Origin of the sequence: Sphingorhabdus sp. SMR4y (assembly GCF_002218195.1) — a bacterium.
GTDB lineage: Bacteria > Pseudomonadota > Alphaproteobacteria > Sphingomonadales > Sphingomonadaceae > Parasphingorhabdus.
The window spans coordinates 2,490,404-2,506,699 of sequence record NZ_CP022336.1; the positions used below are offsets into that span (position 1 = coordinate 2,490,404).

Below are 16,296 nucleotides of genomic sequence, written 5' to 3' on the forward strand. Positions count from 1 at the left end.
GGTCGGCTCTCTCATCAATCGGACTTCTGGGCTACAAGATCGCGAAATTCAGGACTGTCGCGAAGATTCTCTTCCCAGTTGCCCGAGGCCACGATCCGGCCCTGTTTCATGACGATGATCCGGTCACAGGATTTCACCGTTGTCAATCTGTGAGCAATGACCAGCAGCGTCTTTTCGCCGGGAAGTGCGTCGATTGCCGCAACCAGTTCGCCTTCGGTTACCGAATCCAGCGCGCTTGTGGCTTCGTCGAACACGATCAGATCGGCATCGCGATAGAGCGCTCGGGCGATGCCGATACGTTGTCGCTGGCCGCCGGAAAGACGCACGCCATTTTCTCCGATTGACGTGTCATATCCTTGCGGCATTTCGGCGGTGATGAACTCGTGCAACTGCGCTATCCTGGCCGCTTCCTCGATTTTGCTCTGGTCGGCATGGCCGGATTTTGCGCCGAGGGCGATATTTTCGGCCACTGTCGCGTCGGACAGAAAAATATGCTGCGGCACATATCCTATCGCTTTTTGCCATATCCGGATGTCCTCGTCGGCAAGCCGCACGCCATCGACCAGAACATCTCCGTCGCGCGGGCGCAACAGACCAAGTACCAGATCGGCCAGAGTGCTCTTGCCCGCGCCGGTTGTCCCGACAATGCCGATACGCTGGCCTTTCAGAATTTTCAGATTGATCCCGTTCAGTGCCAGGCCTTCGGCAGTGGGATAGGCAAAATGGACGTTGCGAAGCTCCAGCGACTCGTCGAGCCTTATCGAACGGGACGACGGTTTGATCTTCATGGCGGGATCGACAGGCATGATCATGTCGGTATGCACGCTGGTTACAGCCGCCGCGCCGAATTTCATCACGCTGATCGAGCGGTAGATTTTTTGTACCTCCGGAAGCAATCTTTGCGCGCCCAGCGCCATGATACCGAGTTCTGGCAAGACCCCGGTCAGCAATCCGCCATTGATCAGGGTTTCCTCATCAAAATATACTAGCGGCAAGAGGATGATCGAAACAAAGATAACCGCTTCCACCATGTAGCGCGGCGCCGAGTTGATCACATTGGCGCGGGACTGTGTCAGCGCCGCTTCACTCGAAAAGCGGCTGTAATTGGACAGGTAAAATTTTTCTGTCCCCGCGATCTTGATATCCTTGATACCACTTAGAGCTTCCCGAGAAATTCGATAGCGTTCGCTATTGGCTTTCACGCGGCTGACCCCCATCTGGCCCAATATGGTGCGGCTCAACAGATAGACGATTGCATAGGAAACGACGATTACGCCAAGAGCGACAAGCGTGATCATTGGCGCCAGTGTCATCAGCACGATAATTACCGACAAGGTACCGAGAACGCCGGCCGCCAGTTCAGCACCAGGCCGGAAATATTGTTGCACCACCTCCCGGGTCTCGTTCAATATACCTTTCGCCATATCGCCCGTATTGCGACCCAGAAAAAAGGTCATCGGCTGCGACATGAAAACTTCGAGCAAGCGCACGCTGATCGTATGGATACGCATCTGGGTAAAGCGTTCGATCATGTATACGCGGAGAACCTGTAGTGCGGCATTGATCAGGAGCAGGGCAATCGTTGCTCCGCCCAGCAACAGGATGAAGGTGAATTCGGGGGGTGATCCAACCAGTTGATAGCCCCATTGCAGCCAGGCATTTGTCTGGATCACGTCGGGGCGGGTCAAAACCAGCAGAAACGGATAGACCGATGCAACGCTCAGCGCGAGGGTTACGGAAGAGACGAGGAAAATAGCCAAGACAATGAATGCGTTGCGCCGCTCCCGCGGTGTGAGCAGAGCAAAGGCGAGGCGAAAGGGTCTTTCGCGGGAAGGCATGTTGACGGAAGGAGATAACACTGTTTTTTCGCCCGACTGCTTCATTTGCTTTCTCCAGCACGTTTCTGCAACCGCAGGCCCAGTTGCTCAATTCCACGACCCATGCTGTAAAGGATCGCGCCGCCAGTGCCATGGTGCTGTTCTCGCCGCCGCCACAGGGCGCGCCACCGGGACAAGGGTGTCAAGCGGGTCGTGCCGTCGAGTGCAATAGCCTCTGGACCCGAAAAAGGCAGATAGCGAATGGTCAGATCATCGGCTGTCGCATAGTCCAGCAGAATCCGTTCGACTCTGTCGGGCGTAAATTCATCCATGGTGCATGGCGCCTTCTCTTCAATCCCCTGTGCCTCGAACCGCTCGGTAAACGGGCGGTGTTCAATATCGATCCGCACCTCAGTTGTCGCCTTCAATCCCTCTGCCAGACCGGCAATCGCCACGGCGAAATCATGGTCCGTAGCAGCGCGGCGGCGCATCTTGGGCAGTATATCACCGAGCAAGTGCACATGTTTCTGGGCATGGGTATAGCATTTGCGAAAAATATCGCGGTTGCTTTGCCCAAAATCGTGCAGTCCGACGACATAAGGCACTTGTGCCCACGGGTAACCCCGCGCCTTCATACCCTCCATGGCTGTCGTCTCCGGCCGTAGCGACAGGCCTTCCTCGGGAATCAGTTCGATCATCTGCGGCAACAAGGACGTGCGAAACAGATGATTTCCGGCTTCGCGAAGCGTTACGAAAAGCTTGTCCAGCACCACGCCCTGCAGCTCGAAGACTTCCGGTGGCTGCTGCAGGGCTTGCTGCAGCATCGCCTTGATCGATCCCGGGCGCATGACGACATCCGCATCGATACAGAACGTCCACTCGCGGCCCGCCGCAATGCCCGCCTCGAAACTCACGCGCATCGCCTTTGAAAAGGGCGCTTCGCGCACCGTCACGATCTGGGCATCGTCCACCCCCTGCGCCCGAATCGATGCGCGGCACGCCTCTTCGGTGCGCTCGCCGACGGTCCGGATGATCATGGTCACGGCGTCCAGAACGTTCATGGTCGATGCGTGCTCCGTATAATGTTAAGATGGCAGAAATCGGCTCGGTTCATCGGGCCCCTCTCCGAACCAGTTTGCGCAATCTTTCCTTTATGCTGCTTAGCGGCAAGCTTCCCTGGCGCACGGCGGTCTGCTCAGCTGCATGGGCCAGAAGACGCAGCGCTGCTGTCTGGTCATTGGCGAGAAAGCGGGACAGGGAATCGGTCTCGGCGAGCCCCAAATCCCGGGCTCCGGTCTCTGCAAGCCCCTTGTCAATTTCTGCCCGGTCGTAGAGCGCGGGTTCGTCAAACTGAAAATCGAATTTTTCGCGGAGGGCGATGGCTTCGTCAAACCAGGCGTCCAGAATCAGCCAGCGAACCGCCGGATTGACGGTCACCCGGCGCAGCGAGAGCGATTCACCAAGCGCCGCTTCCGCCTCTGCCAGACGCGCCCGCCAGAAGCGTGACCGTTCGACATAGTCGGAAGCGCTGTCGCCGGGCACGTTCATCATGGCCGCTTGCAGGGCTATGCAACCCTCTCCGGTGAGACTTACATTAGCGTTCCGCCCAGGCAGGGACAGCTTTGCAGCCAGTCCTGCTTGTACGGTCTCGAGAAAATCAGTCCGTATATCGCCGACCTTGGCAAGGTCCCGTAATTGCACGGAGCCGATGTCCTGCCAGCGCATCAGTCGGGAATGCCAGGGCAGACTGCCTGGCAGCCGGACGTCCGAGGTTCGCCCAAGCCTCTGGGAAGCCTTGGATTCATGATTGGGAACCGGTGACCGCAGATAGGCGACTGACGACGTCTCCGCGCCCGGAGCAATGCGCGCCAGCCACGCCCGCATTGTGGTAAAGTCGTCGATCGACATGAAGTTTTCGGCTGACAGGATCAGCGTTTCGGGATGGTGCTTCGACATCTGATCGGCAACGGATTGCCACGCGGCCGCGGTCTTGCGCACGACTGCTGCTGGATCATTTCCGTTGCGGCGAAGGTCGATGTCGCGCATTTTGTCCGGGTTGTGCAGCCCGGCCGCGAGGTCTGTGTGATGGGTGGCGCGCTTGATGGCAGGATATAATATACCCCGTTTCAATAGCGCGCTGCGATTGGCATCTAGAGCCACTTGCAGACTGCTGGATCCGGCTTTGGGCGTACCAATGTGAAGGATCAGACGCATTGCATCCTCCGCAAACCGCCCGTTCGGCGGTCCAGTCCGTTGCACGGGCCCAGGTCTGCTAGCCGAAATATTGTACCTACATGTCTGGCATGTCGGCGAAGCGGAAAATCATCTTCAGTGCGCACCGGATTGCTCCGTCTTGCGTTCGGCTATTCCCGCCAGCAGTTTGGTCAGCTGAACATAATGTTGCCCAGCATCACGTACCACATCTGCTACGGTCAGAGTCTGCCCGAAGGATATGGTTCTCTTCAACGCGCCGGGTAACAGGAAACAACGGATGAACTGAAATAATTCGGTGCTGTTCCAGAACAGCCGCTCGCGCCCGATCCGCTTGTACAGAAGCCGTGTCTTTTCCTGCCCAGCATAAGCGATTGTAGTGCCACCATAGCTCATCATCATCACGCCAAAATGTAGGCGCGTACTGACCAGCAGGTCGAGAGTGGCGGCTTCCTCGCAAGCTTTCTCGATATCGGTCAGAGTCTTGCGAGAACAGTTTTTCGGCATCCGGTCCGGTGCAAAGGCATTAAACTCGCCGTTCGGTCCAGGATGAATATCAATGAATATAAAATCAAGATCCGGACGTAGCCGGACAATCATGCCCAATATCTTTCGTAACAACCTGTACCGTCGGGACTGGGTCATATAGAGATTGAAACCAATCCGACGTCGACCCGAGGTTTTCTTTTTCGCGACAGGCACCTGATCTGCGGTGGTCCACACCATATCGTTGAAAAATGCTCCGTCGATCCCCGCCTGCTCGAGCAACTGGATATCTTCGCTGTTTCTCAATGTAACATGGGTTAAGCCGCGCACGAGATTCTGTCTCTCTGCAGGGGTGATCTGATCGAGCGACTTTCCTGCACCTCCGAGCGAGATGCCAATCTGCGGAATATTCTTGGCTTTGGCCGCCTCTGTCACTGCACCCATGTCGCGGGTAAAATCCGCCTGTGCCGGGCTCAAATTGTTTCTAGGGATCAGTAATCCGCCGCCTCCGAATATGATGACGTCAGATTGCGCAACGAGTTCGGTGACGCTGGAGCAAAGTTCCACGTCCCAACCTGACATGAATTCTGGTGATTTGGTGAAAACTATGGGTTCATAGCCGAGGCTTTTGACATGCCGTGACAACAGAAAAGCCATCAGGTTGTCGCCCAGATTCCCGTAGCTATAATAGCCGAACAAACCGACTTTCAGATTCTTATCCATGGAGATCCATCCTCATCAGCAATTCGCAGTGTTGTGGCACCATCATGATTGCTGACGGCAGACCTACCCATGAATCAACCGGTCCGGCTGAGCTGCCGTTGCGCTCAAGAGTGATGGATCCAAGGCGCATGCTCAGACTCCGTAAAAGTCGCGGTACCAGTTGACGAATTCGGCCACGCCCTCCCGAAAACCGGTATCTGGCCGGTAACCTGTCAACCGCTGCAGCACGCCGGCGTCCGCCCAGGTGGCCGGCACATCGCCGGTCTGCATCGGCATGTAATTGCGCACCGCCTTCTTGCCCACTTCATCCTCGATCGCTTCCACGAAATCGAGCAGCCGGATCTTGTCGGAATTGCCGATATTGACCACCCGGAACGGAGCGGCGGGGGACAGGCTGTCATTCTCGACTGCGGTTTCCGGTCCGCCCGGGACCGCGTCGATCAACAGGCGGATCCCGCGCACCAGGTCGGTGACATAGGTAAAGTCGCGCCACATCTCGCCATCATTGTAGATGTCGATCGGCGTGCCTTCCAATATGCCCTTGGTGAATTTGAACAGGGCCATGTCGGGACGGCCCCAGGGGCCATAGACGGTGAAGAAGCGGAACATCGTCGTCGGCATATCGTAGATATGGGCGTAGGAATGGCCCATTGCCTCGTTCGCCTTCTTGGTCGCGGCATAGATGGTCAGCGGCGTGTCGGCTTTCTGCGTTTCGGCGAAGGGCATTTCGGTATTGGCACCATAAGCCGAACTGGTCGAGGCCATCAGCAGATGCTGCACCTGCACCGCGCGGGCGGCTTCCATGACGTTGAACGTGCCGACGATATTGGCGTCGATATAGGCGCGGGGATTTTCCAGACTGTAGCGGACTCCTGCCTGCGCCGCGAGATGGACGATGATATCGGGTGCGGCGGCGGTGACGGCAGCCTGCACGGCATCATTGTCTTCCAGCATGGCCTGGGTGAAGGTGAATTTCGGATGCTGGTTGAGCAGCTCGATCCGCCGTTCCTTAAGGCGCACATCATAATAGTCGGTCATGCCGTCATAGCCGGCGACCGTCCAGCCCTCCTGCAGCAGCAGTTCGGCCAGATGAAAGCCGATGAACCCGGCGGTTCCCGTGATGAAGGCAGTTTTCATCGCCCAACTCCAACATATTCGGTGAAGCCGGCTGCCAGGACCGAATCGCGATCATAGACGTTGCGCAAGTCGGCCATGACCGGGGAATTCATACCCCCGGCGAGGCGCGCAAGGTCCAGCGCGCGAAATTCGTTCCACTCGGTCAGGATGACCACGATGTCCGCATCGCTGGCTGTCTCATAGGCGTCGTCCACCCAGGTGACGCCGGGCAACAGCGCCTCGCCCTCGCGCAGTCCCTGGGGGTCGCATACCCGCACATTGGCGCCGCCGCCCACGAGGGCCGGAACGATGGTCAGCGATGGCGCATCGCGCATGTCGTCGGTTTCCGGCTTGAACGTGACGCCCATGACGGCCACCGTCTTGCCATTGACCGAACCGCCGCACAGGTCGAGTAGCTTGTCGATCATCCGCCGCTTGATCGCCTCGTTCACCTCGATCACCGTCTCGGTGATGCGCTGGGGAACGCCATGTTCCTGACCGATGCGGGCCAGCGCGCTGGTGTCCTTGGGAAAGCAGGAGCCGCCATAGCCCGGCCCGGCGTGCAGGAATTTGTTGCCGATCCGGCCATCCAGCCCGATGCCCTTGGAAACCGACTTGACGTCGGCTCCGACACGCTCGCACAGGGCCGCGATTTCGTTGATGAAGCTGATCTTGGTGGCGAGAAAGGCATTGGCCGCATATTTGATCATTTCTGCCGATTCCAGATCGGTATAGACGATTGGGAATTCGCGCAGGAACAGCGGACGGTAGATGTCCCCCATGACCGTCTTTGCGCGGTCGCTTTCGACGCCCACGACGACGCGGTCGGGTTTCATGAAATCGTCGATTGCCGCGCCTTCGCGAAGGAATTCGGGATTGGAAGCCACGTCAAACTCTGCTTCCGGATTGGTTTCACGGATGACCGCCTCGACCTTGCGGTTGGTGCCGACGGGTACTGTCGATTTGGTTACCACCACGGCATATCCGGTCAGCGCCCGGGCAATATCCTCTGCCGCGGCCATGACATAGGTCAGGTCGGCATGACCATCCCCGCGCCGGGTCGGTGTGCCGACCGCAATGAAGACCGCATCAGCGCCGTCGACCGCTGCGGCCAGATCGGTGGTAAAACTCAGCCGGCCGGCGGCGACATTGCGTTCCATGACAGCATCCAGCCCGGGTTCGTAAATCGGAACTTCGCCGCGTTCCAGCAGGGCGATTTTTTCGGGCATCTTGTCGACGCAGACCACATCATGGCCGAAGTCGGAAAAGCACACGCCCGAGACAAGTCCCACATAACCCGTGCCGATCATTGCAATTTTCATTGTTCGGTTATTCCCTTTGCTAGATAGTCAAAATATGGTTTGCGGCGCGCCGGCTGTCCTGCCGGTGCACTGATATTCCTGATGCCACATGCCGGAGACAACAGGCGATGGAGTGGCGTGCAAGATCGCGGCCATTCTATTTTGCCCCGATCAACGTTACTTGTGACAATTTCATGATGTCCGGTCATTTGCTTTTCACACCATCGCGGAGTCCGGGCAGCTGGGCCTCGGGCAGTTCGGCGGCCAGACTCTCGATTTCGGCCTTGAGCGCCTCGTGCTCTTCCATTTTGCGCAGCAGGAACCGGCGCGTCATCGTCGCCTTTTCGGCGATACCTTTGAGCGTCAGCTTGTAGGCATAGCGGCGCTTGTCTTCTGCAGCGGTGAAATTTCCCAGTTTTACCAGGCCTTTCTCGATCAGCGCGTTCAGCACATAATGCATGGCCCCGACGCTGACACCAACGGCCTTCGCCATCTCCCGCTGCGACATTTCAGGATTCTCGTCGAGCAGGCGAAGCACGCGAAACCGCGTATCCTCCTGAAGCTTGCTGCGTTTGCTCGTCATAGGTTCAGACTGGTTTTTCTCGGGCTAACCCAACGGGCGCCTCGCGTGGCTAAAAGTCGGCGGATAGAACAGACTCTATATCGTTCATTATTGAGCGGTAGCATGTTGCGGCGCTGGCGAACAAGTGCAAAAGTAAAAATCTCACTGGGTCTTGCCATGGCGTTCTGGCGGAAGCGGGGGCGCGTTCCTGGAGGAGTTGCGGCGCCCCATATCCGGAAAACTGTCAGAAAGTCAACGATCTAAGGAGTCAGATTTCGGCGTAACTCTGTACAACCCTCGCCTTGTCCCGGGCGGGCGCGTTTGCTTTCATCTGCGCTTGAAAAATATCGGGTATTCCGGACAGACATCGCGGTCGGGATAATGCTTGCAATTGTATAACCTACAACACAACCAATAATGTTGTTCAGCATATTGCTTTCCATGCCCTGCAAATCTGTATTTCTATGAAATAGTGGCGATGGTGTGTAACAATAGGCTGGACTTTTAGTCCGTGACAGCGTTCACGAATCCCGATAACCTCTCGACATGAGCTATCGGGCAAATGTCGTCTGAACATTCGATCGCGGGGCAAATTTTGGGAGATGCAGGGAAATCTGATCCGCATGCGGTGCGTTTTCGCGCCTTTGTCAGCTACAGCCATGCCGATGCTGCGATCGCCCAAAAGCTCCACCGTAAAATTGAAACATATCGGCTGCCCCGTCATTTGAGAGATCGCCAGACGGCAGATCCGGACAATGGCCGCCTTGGCCGAATCTTCCGGGATCGCGAAGACCTGCCGGCAGCCGAGGATCTCTCGGAATCGGTGAAGCAGGCGCTGGCGGGCTCCGAAGCGCTGATCATCATCTGCTCTCCCGATGCCAGGGGGTCGCAATGGGTCGCCCGCGAAATTGAATTGTTCCGGACGCTGCATCCGGATCGCCCGGTGCTGGCGGCGCTGGTGCGCGGCGAGCCGGAAGAGGCTTTCCCGGCGCCCCTACTCGATGGTGCCGAGCCGCTGGCGGCGGACCTGCGCAAGGATGGTGACGGCTGGCGGCTCGGCTTTCTGAAAATCGTCGCGGGCATCGCCGGTGTCCCGCTCGATGCGCTGGTCCAGCGCGATGCGAGCCGCCGCATCCGCCGCGTGATGACCGTCACGGGCGGTGCGCTGATCGCGCTGCTAGCGATGATCGGGATGACAATATTCGCAATCCAGTCGCGCGACGAGGCGCAGCATCAGCAGGCCGAAGCCGAAGGGCTGGTCGAATATATGCTGACCGATTTGCGCAGCGAGCTGAAAGGTGTTGGCCGGCTTGATGTGATGACCAAGGTCAACGAGCGGGCGATGGACTATTACGAGGATCAGGGTGATCTGTCGGATATGCCGGCAGAAAGTCTCGAGCGGCGTGCGCGAATCTTGCACGCGATGGGCGAGGATGACGAAAAGCGGAAAAATTTTGGCTGGGCGGCGGTGAAGTTCAATGAGGCGCACCGGGTAACGGAGGCGTTGTGGGAGCGGGAACCGGGGAATCCGGATCGGATTTTTGCTCATGCCCAAAGTGAAAACTGGCTCGGGCTGGCCGCATACTGGAGGAAAGATTACGCTGAATCGAAAAACCGGTATCTGCGCAACAGGAAATTGGTTGATCAACTGATGACACGTAGAAAGATCAAGCCTGAATGGTTGAGGCATGCCGGTTACTCCTATGGCAACCTGTGCGCGGAGAATCTCGCATCCGGAACGGAACCGGAATTATCTCTGCATTATTGCGCCACCGCATACCGTCACATCGCCAAATTACTCGAATTGAATCCGCATGACAAACAGGCTTTATCGGACCTCGCCAATCGGCATGCCTGGCTATCGGACGCTTATTTTGCGAACGATATGCAGGAGCGGGGTGCGCATCACAGAGAGATGCAGGTTCGTCTCGTCGAAAAGGCCTATCAGGATGATCCGAACAACACGGAGGTTCGCGATCAATGGGTCAGAACCCAGATGGTATATGCAGAATTCCTGATTGACCATTCTCGTTTCGAGGAAGCCGACAAATTTGCACAATCTGCCTCTCATATGATTGAGCAGTTGATCAGGCACGATCCGCAAAACTCACGCTGGAAACTATCGCGCAGCCGAATTCAAAAACTGAAAGCAAATTAGGAGCAAAGTCATGGGGTCTGTTCAAAATAATAACGCGATGCTTGACCAACAGCAATTCGAGGTAGCCCATTTCATTTTTTTACAAGTTGCAAAACTGGGCAATGCAGAAGACGCGGTGATCGGTTACAAGAAAATTGCTGAATCGAACAGGCGCAGGGACGCGCAGCAACTGAATGATCTTGTTCAGGAAATCATGACAAAGCCGGCAAACAGTTGGCGAATTCCCCGGAAAAACCCTGTATCTAAGCCAGGTCGTAAACTGCGTCCTTTATCCATCGAATCTACGAAGAAAAAGACGTTTTTTCTATTCCACTGGGATGTCCAAAATGACGCGTTTTCGACTTCCGCACCTCCCTTCGAGTCCACCCATGCCGGCATTTACTCTGACTGTCGTCTCTACCGGCTTGCTGGAGGAGGTGTTGAAATTATCACGCCAAGTGCTGGCGCTGGCGCATATCCGGCATGCAACTGGGCAAGTTTCTTGTACGATGGGGAGCAAGCTTCGAACCAAGGGGTCGCTGGTCACTTTGTTCACCCTTTCCTGTTCAACACTCAAAGGGGTGAGGAAAATAACCCGGGAGCGGAAGGAATTGTGACAGGGTCGGGAGACACTGGACATCCTGGCGGTGCCGGAAGTGGATAAGGCCAAAAGTGAAAGAATGACCACCCTCCACCAAATCCTCGCCATCGCCCGTGCCGGTAACCCGGCGCGGGCATGGGCCTTGTTTCAGTCCGCTGGCTGGGATGCGCATCCGGATGATCGAAAGGCGCTCACCCTGAAGGGCCGCTTGCTCAAGGATCAGGCGAAGGCTGCGAGCGGTGCAGATCGTGCGCGGCTTTATGGCGAAGCGGCGGAGGCATATGCGGGGGCGGCTGCGCTGGAGCGCGACAGCTATCCGCTGATCAATGCCGCAGCGCTTGCACTGCTGGCAGGCCGGCCGGATCGGGCGCATTCGCTGGCGCGGGAAACGCTGGCGTTGCTAGACAGCGATCCGGAGCAGGGTGAAAATGCCTATTGGCGGGCCGCGACGCGGGCGGAGGCTCTGCTGCTGCTGGACGATGACACTGGTGCGCGTGCGGCGCTGGCCGAGGGAATATCGAAACTTCCCCGGGCCTGGGAGGATCATGCCGCGACCCTTGGCCAGTTTGCACAGATCCTCGCCGAACAGGGCAAGGACGCTGCGTGGCTCGACCGGCATCGTCCACCGCCCAGCCTCTACTTCAGCGGCATTATCGGCCTGGACGAGACGAACCCGGCCATTGCACAGAATATTGACGCGATCATTGCGCGGGAAAAGCCGGGTTTCGGCTTTGGCGCGCTCGCAGCGGGGGCGGATATCCTGATCGCCGAGGCGCTGCATAGGGCAGGCACGGAACTGCATATCATATTGCCTTATCCGGTGGACCGCTTCCGGCAAGTGTCGGTCGCTCCTTATGGCGACCATTGGCTTTCCCGCTTTGATACCCTGGTCGCGGCGGCGGCCCGGCTCGATGCGCTGACGGAATCGCCGGAAGAGGACGAGCGCGGGATTGCGGTTGCGGTCGAACTGGCGGACCTGGTCGCCATGGGGCAATGCATCCGCAATGCCGCGGTGCTGACAAGCCGACCGAAGGCGCTCACCATCACCGGCCGGGGCGATGAACCAAGGCGCCAGCATCTGGTATGGACCGAAACCGGCCACGAGCAATTTTCCCTATCCGTTGCCCGCAAGGCGGACCATGATCCGATCACTGCGCCCTCGGACCGGGAGACCAGAGAGCTGGCCGCTATTCTCTGGGTGGACGGGCTCGACCAGGACTCACAGCTCCCTGAAGCCGTCGGCGCGTTTCAGACTGCTGGCGATGCCTGTTACAGGATTGCTGCCAATATCGCGGAAACGTTGTCGCTCAGCCGCTCTCTGTTGCAGCATCACGCCGATGCCAGAATCAGCCTGCTGATCGATATCATGGATCCGCAAAGGCCTGCGTCCTCTTTGCTGGAACAGGCCGGTGACATGGCGCGCGCGTCGGGCGGCGGCGCGATATTGACCGACTATAAGTCGGCAATGGTGCTGACGCTCGAACCGGGCGGCCACGCGATCGAGGAGATCGGTGAATTGCAGAGCGTGCGCGGACCGCTGTCATTATGGTCCGTCGCCTGAGCGCTTGCCGTTCAGATCACCAGTTCCTCGAGCAGACCGCGCGACAGGATTTCCAGCCTTTTGTCATCGCGCCGGATGATTCCGCGCCGTTCCAGCGCATTGATTGCCCGCGAACCGGTCTCGCGCGTTGTCTGGGCGGATAAGGCGAGCGCCGCGATCACGGGCGGTGGCGCTATTTCGCCTTTCTCCCCCGCTTCGTGCAGCAACTCGGCATAGACCCGGCCATTGGCGGTCAGGGTGATGCGGGCCGCCATCCGGTCGAGTACCGCATTATATTGGCGGCCCAGAATCTTGGCCAGGCCGCTGCCGATCCGGGCTTCTTCCTGCAACAGGACGGTCATTTTTGCGGTGGGGATTTCAAGCACCGAGAGGCCTGTCTGGGCCACGACATCGGAAATCACGATCCGCTCGTGCGGAAAGGCACCGAACAATTCTCCGGGACCATGGGCGGCGAGCAATTTGGTCTGGCCGTCCACACCGATGATCTGCAACTGCGCCCGGCCTTCGAGCACGATCCAAAGCTTGGCTCCGGGATCGCCCTGATGAGCGAGAATAGCCTTGTGGCGATAGTGCACCAGCCGGGTGGCCGAATCCACTCTCGCGGCTTCTTCCGGTGAGCAGGAGAAAAACGCGGCGAGGGCGGCGATACGGTCGCTGCTGGTCATTACCTCCTCCATTCAGCCGGTGGCGATACGCCGGGTTCCCTTTGCCGGCGGTGTCTCCGGGCCGCCGGCGAAACATTGGGCGACTTCCATCCACTGCCGGGCAGTATCGCCAATAGTTTCGAGCGCGGTGTCATCGATGTTGCGGGTCTGGGTGACGACCTGCGAAAATTCCACCGCGCTGCCGCGAACGACATTATCGTCTTGCGGGTCATTCCATTCCCAGACGGCGCCCGATGGCGCGGTCAGCTGAATGAACGGCTTGGGAGCCGGCGGCTCCTGACGGCGATTGCGGAAGGTCCAGCCGTAGGTGGTGACGCCGAGATGCGCGATATTGCGAATGCGGTCGCCATCCTGACGCTCTTGTCCCAATATATCGAATATCTCCTGTCCGTGCGACCAGGTCTCCATCTGGCGGGCGATGATCTTCGAGCGCGTGGTCATGTCCGGCCCGGCCCAGGCGACGCGGGTCTCGGGGTCGGCTTCGCCGTAAGCGGTGGCGAGTTCGGGATAATAATCGCAATAGGCGTCGAACAGGGCCTTGCCGCGAATCCCGCCGGCATGCTGGTCCAGCCATTCATATTGCACATCGATATGACCCTTGCCGGTCTTGAACGCGCCCATCATGTCGCGGAGAAATTGCTTGAAGGCGTCCGGGTCCTGCAGGGTCATCAGGGCCGCGGCGTTCCAGACATGAAGGTGACCGATGACATCTTCTATCGTCCAGCCCTTGAACTGGGTAACGGTGGCAAAGACATCATCACCGGCATCGGCAAGCACGGCCGCGAGCGTGTCGCTTTCCTGTTTGAAATCCCGGGCTTCCTGCATCATCGATAATGTCCTTTTCAATTCAGTTTTTCGGCGAGTTCCGCCGGTATGACAACCGGATGGGCGAGCAATATCTGGCCATAGCCTTTGCCCTGCGCATCATTGCGGATGCTCGCGACACCGCCGCCGCCCAGCACGGCGTCGATCAGAAAATTGATCGCGTGGGAGCCGGGCAGATAATATCTGTCGATTTGGGCCGCATCGGCGCCACCTTCTATAAAATGGCCGAAGCGCTTCGCCACGGACTCCGGGGTGAGAGCCGCCCAGATATAGGGCAGATAGGCCGGATCGCGTGCGATCACGCCGATATTGGCCTTGTCGCCCTTGTCACCGGAACGGGCCCAGGCCAGCCGGACAAGCGGAACGGTGACGGTTCTTTCCGGTTCGCGCGGCGTTTGCGGCGGTTCCGGGCGGGTGATGGCAGCCGGATCGAAGGCCTGACCTTCGGCGTCCTGAAATGCGGTTGTCTCGCCGTCGACATCGATCGTGACGGCCACAGCGTCTTTCGGCGTGAGATAGGAAAACAGCCTTACGACGGGCGATGGCTTTGCCCGCGCGCCGGAAAAGCTGCCCAGGCCTGGCGGTGTCGCCAGACCCAGCCCGGTCAGCTCGCGGAGCAGGATGCCGATGGCCGCAGCTTCTTGATGCTTGGCGGCGATTTTCGCGACCACTTCGCGCGGCTCGTGATCGGAGGCATAGTCGCCGAACTGGCTTTCCGCGCCGATGATCTCGACGCTGGTTTCGCTATATTCGCCGAGATTGTGGCCGCGCAGAATCGCGTTGGCGCGGACCAAGACATTGTCGCAGAATTTCTGCGCCTTGCGGGCGGCGTCAAAGCCGTAGAAACTGACATAGGTCCCGCCGCGAAAGCCTTCGCCATAGGTCAGGCAGGTCTTGTAATGGTCGGGTGCAGGATAGCCTATTGCCTGGGACACGCGGACCCTGTCCGGGCCGGTCTGGACGATCTCGACCTGTGAAAAATCGCAGACGACATCGGGCAGCATATAGGCCTGTGGATCGCCGATTTCGTAGAGCATTTGCTCGGACACCGTGCCGATGGTGACGCAGCCGCCGGTGCCTTCGGGCTTGCTGATGGTGAAGCTTCCGTCGGCCGCGACCGATCCGATCGGATAGCCGATATTCGATATGTCACCGGCCTCTTCCCAGTCGGTATAATTGCCGCCGGTCGCCTGCGGTCCGCATTCCAGCAGATGGCCTGCCAGACTGCCGCTGGCCAGCAGATCATGGTCGCTCGCGGACCAGCCGAATTCGTAGATACAGGCGCCCAGTGTTACCGCGCTGTCGACGCAGCGGCCGGTGATTACGATATCCGCGCCTTCGGCCAGCGCCCTGGCGATCGGAAAAGCGCCGAGATAGGCGTTGATGCTGGCGATCTTGTCCTTGTCGGGAAAGGCAGCGCCGGTGAACATCTCCTTCGGTGCAGCCGCAGCGATGGCATCCCGCTCGCCCAGCAGATTGTCGCCGGTGATCACCGCAACCTTGAGGTCGAGACCCTGTTCCCTGATCAGCGCCCGCGCCGCTTCGCCGCAGGATGCAGGATTGACCCCGCCCGCGTTGGCAATGACCTTCACGCCCTTTGCGGCAATCGCTTTCGCGTGCGGTTTCAGGACGGCGCTGATGAAATCGCCGGCGAAGCCCGCCGCCGGATCCTTGGCATGCGCGCGCGCCATGATCGACATGGTGATCTCGGCGAGATAGTCATAGACGAGATAGTCCACGCCTGCGCCAAGCAGCTGCGGAGTGGCCATGGCGCTTTCGCCCCAATAGCCACTCGCGCCACCGATCCGGATGGTCCTGTCCGGCATAGGCTCAACCCATCTGGTGCAGGGCGCAGAGCTTGTTGCCGTCCGGATCGCGCAGATAGGCGAGATAGAGGTTCATGCCGGGATTTTCGCGGACACCCGGAGGGTCTTCAATGGCGGTGCCACCGGCTTCCAGACCGGCCTTGTGCCAAGCGTCGGCCTGCTCGGGGCTTTCCATTGCAAATCCGACGGTCATGCCATTGCCAGATGTGGCTTCCTTGCCATCGATGGGCGACGTAACCATGAAAATGCTGCCGTTGTGGATGTACATCAGTCGGCCTTTCGGATCGACCATCGCTTCCGGACCGCCAACGCTTTTGAACAACGCATCATAGAATTTTTTTGACCGGTCGATATCGTTCGATCCGACCATCATGTGACTGTACATTTTTCTCTCCTCAGTTCCGGGCGATCTTTTCGGGAGCGGATCGGCCCGCGTGCAATCTTGCCTTGTTCTAACCGGTTGGC

At 58.5% G+C, this 16,296-nt stretch carries 14 protein-coding genes; 3 read left to right on the forward strand and 11 right to left on the reverse strand.

Features of this window, described 5'->3' with window-relative positions; translation table 11 throughout:
- Positions 1-14 precede the first annotated feature (14 nt).
- The 7 genes from SPHFLASMR4Y_RS11980 to SPHFLASMR4Y_RS12010 form a co-directional block, all read right to left on the reverse strand.
- Positions 15-1,883 (reverse strand): ABC transporter ATP-binding protein, encoded by a 1,869-nt coding sequence (locus SPHFLASMR4Y_RS11980; protein WP_089133756.1) that lies wholly within the window; start codon positions 1,881-1,883, stop codon positions 15-17.
- Complete coding sequence (locus tag SPHFLASMR4Y_RS11985; protein ID WP_089133757.1) at positions 1,880-2,878, reverse strand: hypothetical protein; 999 nt, start codon at positions 2,876-2,878, stop codon at positions 1,880-1,882. Before SPHFLASMR4Y_RS11985 ends, SPHFLASMR4Y_RS11980 begins: the two co-directional genes overlap by 4 nt.
- A 49-nt stretch (positions 2,879-2,927) precedes the next feature.
- On the reverse strand, positions 2,928-4,031 hold the full coding sequence (locus SPHFLASMR4Y_RS11990) for a hypothetical protein (RefSeq protein ID WP_089133758.1): 1,104 nt from the start codon (positions 4,029-4,031) through the stop codon (positions 2,928-2,930).
- A 114-nt stretch (positions 4,032-4,145) separates the two neighbouring features.
- Positions 4,146-5,237: a polysaccharide pyruvyl transferase family protein gene (locus SPHFLASMR4Y_RS11995; protein WP_089133759.1), complete on the reverse strand. Its 1,092-nt coding sequence runs from the start codon at positions 5,235-5,237 to the stop codon at positions 4,146-4,148.
- Positions 5,238-5,369: 132 nt separating this feature from the next.
- Positions 5,370-6,374 carry an SDR family NAD(P)-dependent oxidoreductase gene (locus SPHFLASMR4Y_RS12000; RefSeq protein WP_089133760.1) on the reverse strand — a complete coding sequence of 335 codons (1,005 nt, stop codon included), beginning with the start codon at positions 6,372-6,374 and terminating at the stop codon, positions 5,370-5,372.
- Positions 6,371-7,675, reverse strand: a complete 1,305-nt coding sequence (locus SPHFLASMR4Y_RS12005) for a UDP-glucose dehydrogenase family protein (protein ID WP_089133761.1) — start codon at positions 7,673-7,675, stop codon at positions 6,371-6,373. Before SPHFLASMR4Y_RS12005 ends, SPHFLASMR4Y_RS12000 begins: the two co-directional genes overlap by 4 nt.
- Positions 7,676-7,859: 184 nt before the next feature.
- Complete coding sequence (locus SPHFLASMR4Y_RS12010; RefSeq protein WP_089133762.1) at positions 7,860-8,237, reverse strand: MarR family EPS-associated transcriptional regulator; 378 nt, start codon at positions 8,235-8,237, stop codon at positions 7,860-7,862.
- A gap of 541 nt (positions 8,238-8,778) precedes the next feature.
- On the opposite strand from SPHFLASMR4Y_RS12010, the gene SPHFLASMR4Y_RS12015 reads away from it, so the two are divergent.
- The 3 genes from SPHFLASMR4Y_RS12015 to SPHFLASMR4Y_RS12025 are packed head-to-tail and all read left to right on the forward strand — an operon-like array spanning position 8,779 to position 12,515.
- Entirely contained in the window at positions 8,779-10,374 is a 1,596-nt protein-coding gene (locus tag SPHFLASMR4Y_RS12015) for a toll/interleukin-1 receptor domain-containing protein (protein ID WP_089133763.1), read from the forward strand.
- A gap of 10 nt (positions 10,375-10,384) precedes the next feature.
- On the forward strand, positions 10,385-11,017 hold the full coding sequence (locus SPHFLASMR4Y_RS12020; RefSeq protein ID WP_089133764.1) for a hypothetical protein: 633 nt from the start codon (positions 10,385-10,387) through the stop codon (positions 11,015-11,017).
- A gap of 16 nt (positions 11,018-11,033) precedes the next feature.
- Entirely contained in the window at positions 11,034-12,515 is a 1,482-nt protein-coding gene (locus SPHFLASMR4Y_RS12025) for a tetratricopeptide repeat-containing protein (protein WP_145955528.1), read from the forward strand.
- 11 nt (positions 12,516-12,526) lie between these two features.
- Here SPHFLASMR4Y_RS12025 and SPHFLASMR4Y_RS12030 read toward each other — a convergent pair whose 3' ends face one another.
- The 4 genes from SPHFLASMR4Y_RS12030 to SPHFLASMR4Y_RS12045 are packed head-to-tail and all read right to left on the reverse strand — an operon-like array spanning position 12,527 to position 16,216.
- Complete coding sequence (locus SPHFLASMR4Y_RS12030; protein ID WP_186265929.1) at positions 12,527-13,180, reverse strand: Crp/Fnr family transcriptional regulator; 654 nt, start codon at positions 13,178-13,180, stop codon at positions 12,527-12,529.
- A 12-nt stretch (positions 13,181-13,192) separates the two neighbouring features.
- Positions 13,193-14,008, reverse strand: a complete 816-nt coding sequence (locus SPHFLASMR4Y_RS12035) for a TIGR03084 family metal-binding protein (RefSeq protein ID WP_260806956.1) — start codon at positions 14,006-14,008, stop codon at positions 13,193-13,195.
- 14 nt (positions 14,009-14,022) lie between these two features.
- On the reverse strand, positions 14,023-15,831 hold the full coding sequence (locus tag SPHFLASMR4Y_RS12040; RefSeq protein ID WP_089133767.1) for an acyclic terpene utilization AtuA family protein: 1,809 nt from the start codon (positions 15,829-15,831) through the stop codon (positions 14,023-14,025).
- A 4-nt stretch (positions 15,832-15,835) separates the two neighbouring features.
- A complete protein-coding gene (locus SPHFLASMR4Y_RS12045; protein WP_089133768.1) occupies positions 15,836-16,216 on the reverse strand; it encodes a VOC family protein in 381 nt (126 codons plus the stop codon).
- Positions 16,217-16,296 lie beyond the last annotated feature (80 nt).

Coding starts and splice junctions, on each gene's coding strand:
- SPHFLASMR4Y_RS11980 (WP_089133756.1), bottom strand. CDS start 1,883: ATGAAGCAGTCGGGCGAAAAAACAGTGTTATCTCCTTCCGTCAACATG.
- SPHFLASMR4Y_RS11985 (WP_089133757.1), bottom strand. CDS start 2,878: ATGAACGTTCTGGACGCCGTGACCATGATCATCCGGACCGTCGGCGAG.
- SPHFLASMR4Y_RS11990 (WP_089133758.1), bottom strand. CDS start 4,031: ATGCGTCTGATCCTTCACATTGGTACGCCCAAAGCCGGATCCAGCAGT.
- SPHFLASMR4Y_RS11995 (WP_089133759.1), bottom strand. CDS start 5,237: ATGGATAAGAATCTGAAAGTCGGTTTGTTCGGCTATTATAGCTACGGG.
- SPHFLASMR4Y_RS12000 (WP_089133760.1), bottom strand. CDS start 6,374: ATGAAAACTGCCTTCATCACGGGAACCGCCGGGTTCATCGGCTTTCAT.
- SPHFLASMR4Y_RS12005 (WP_089133761.1), bottom strand. CDS start 7,675: ATGAAAATTGCAATGATCGGCACGGGTTATGTGGGACTTGTCTCGGGC.
- SPHFLASMR4Y_RS12010 (WP_089133762.1), bottom strand. CDS start 8,237: ATGACGAGCAAACGCAGCAAGCTTCAGGAGGATACGCGGTTTCGCGTG.
- SPHFLASMR4Y_RS12015 (WP_089133763.1), top strand. CDS start 8,779: ATGTCGTCTGAACATTCGATCGCGGGGCAAATTTTGGGAGATGCAGGG.
- SPHFLASMR4Y_RS12020 (WP_089133764.1), top strand. CDS start 10,385: ATGGGGTCTGTTCAAAATAATAACGCGATGCTTGACCAACAGCAATTC.
- SPHFLASMR4Y_RS12025 (WP_145955528.1), top strand. CDS start 11,034: ATGACCACCCTCCACCAAATCCTCGCCATCGCCCGTGCCGGTAACCCG.
- SPHFLASMR4Y_RS12030 (WP_186265929.1), bottom strand. CDS start 13,180: ATGACCAGCAGCGACCGTATCGCCGCCCTCGCCGCGTTTTTCTCCTGC.
- SPHFLASMR4Y_RS12035 (WP_260806956.1), bottom strand. CDS start 14,008: ATGATGCAGGAAGCCCGGGATTTCAAACAGGAAAGCGACACGCTCGCG.
- SPHFLASMR4Y_RS12040 (WP_089133767.1), bottom strand. CDS start 15,831: ATGCCGGACAGGACCATCCGGATCGGTGGCGCGAGTGGCTATTGGGGC.
- SPHFLASMR4Y_RS12045 (WP_089133768.1), bottom strand. CDS start 16,216: ATGTACAGTCACATGATGGTCGGATCGAACGATATCGACCGGTCAAAA.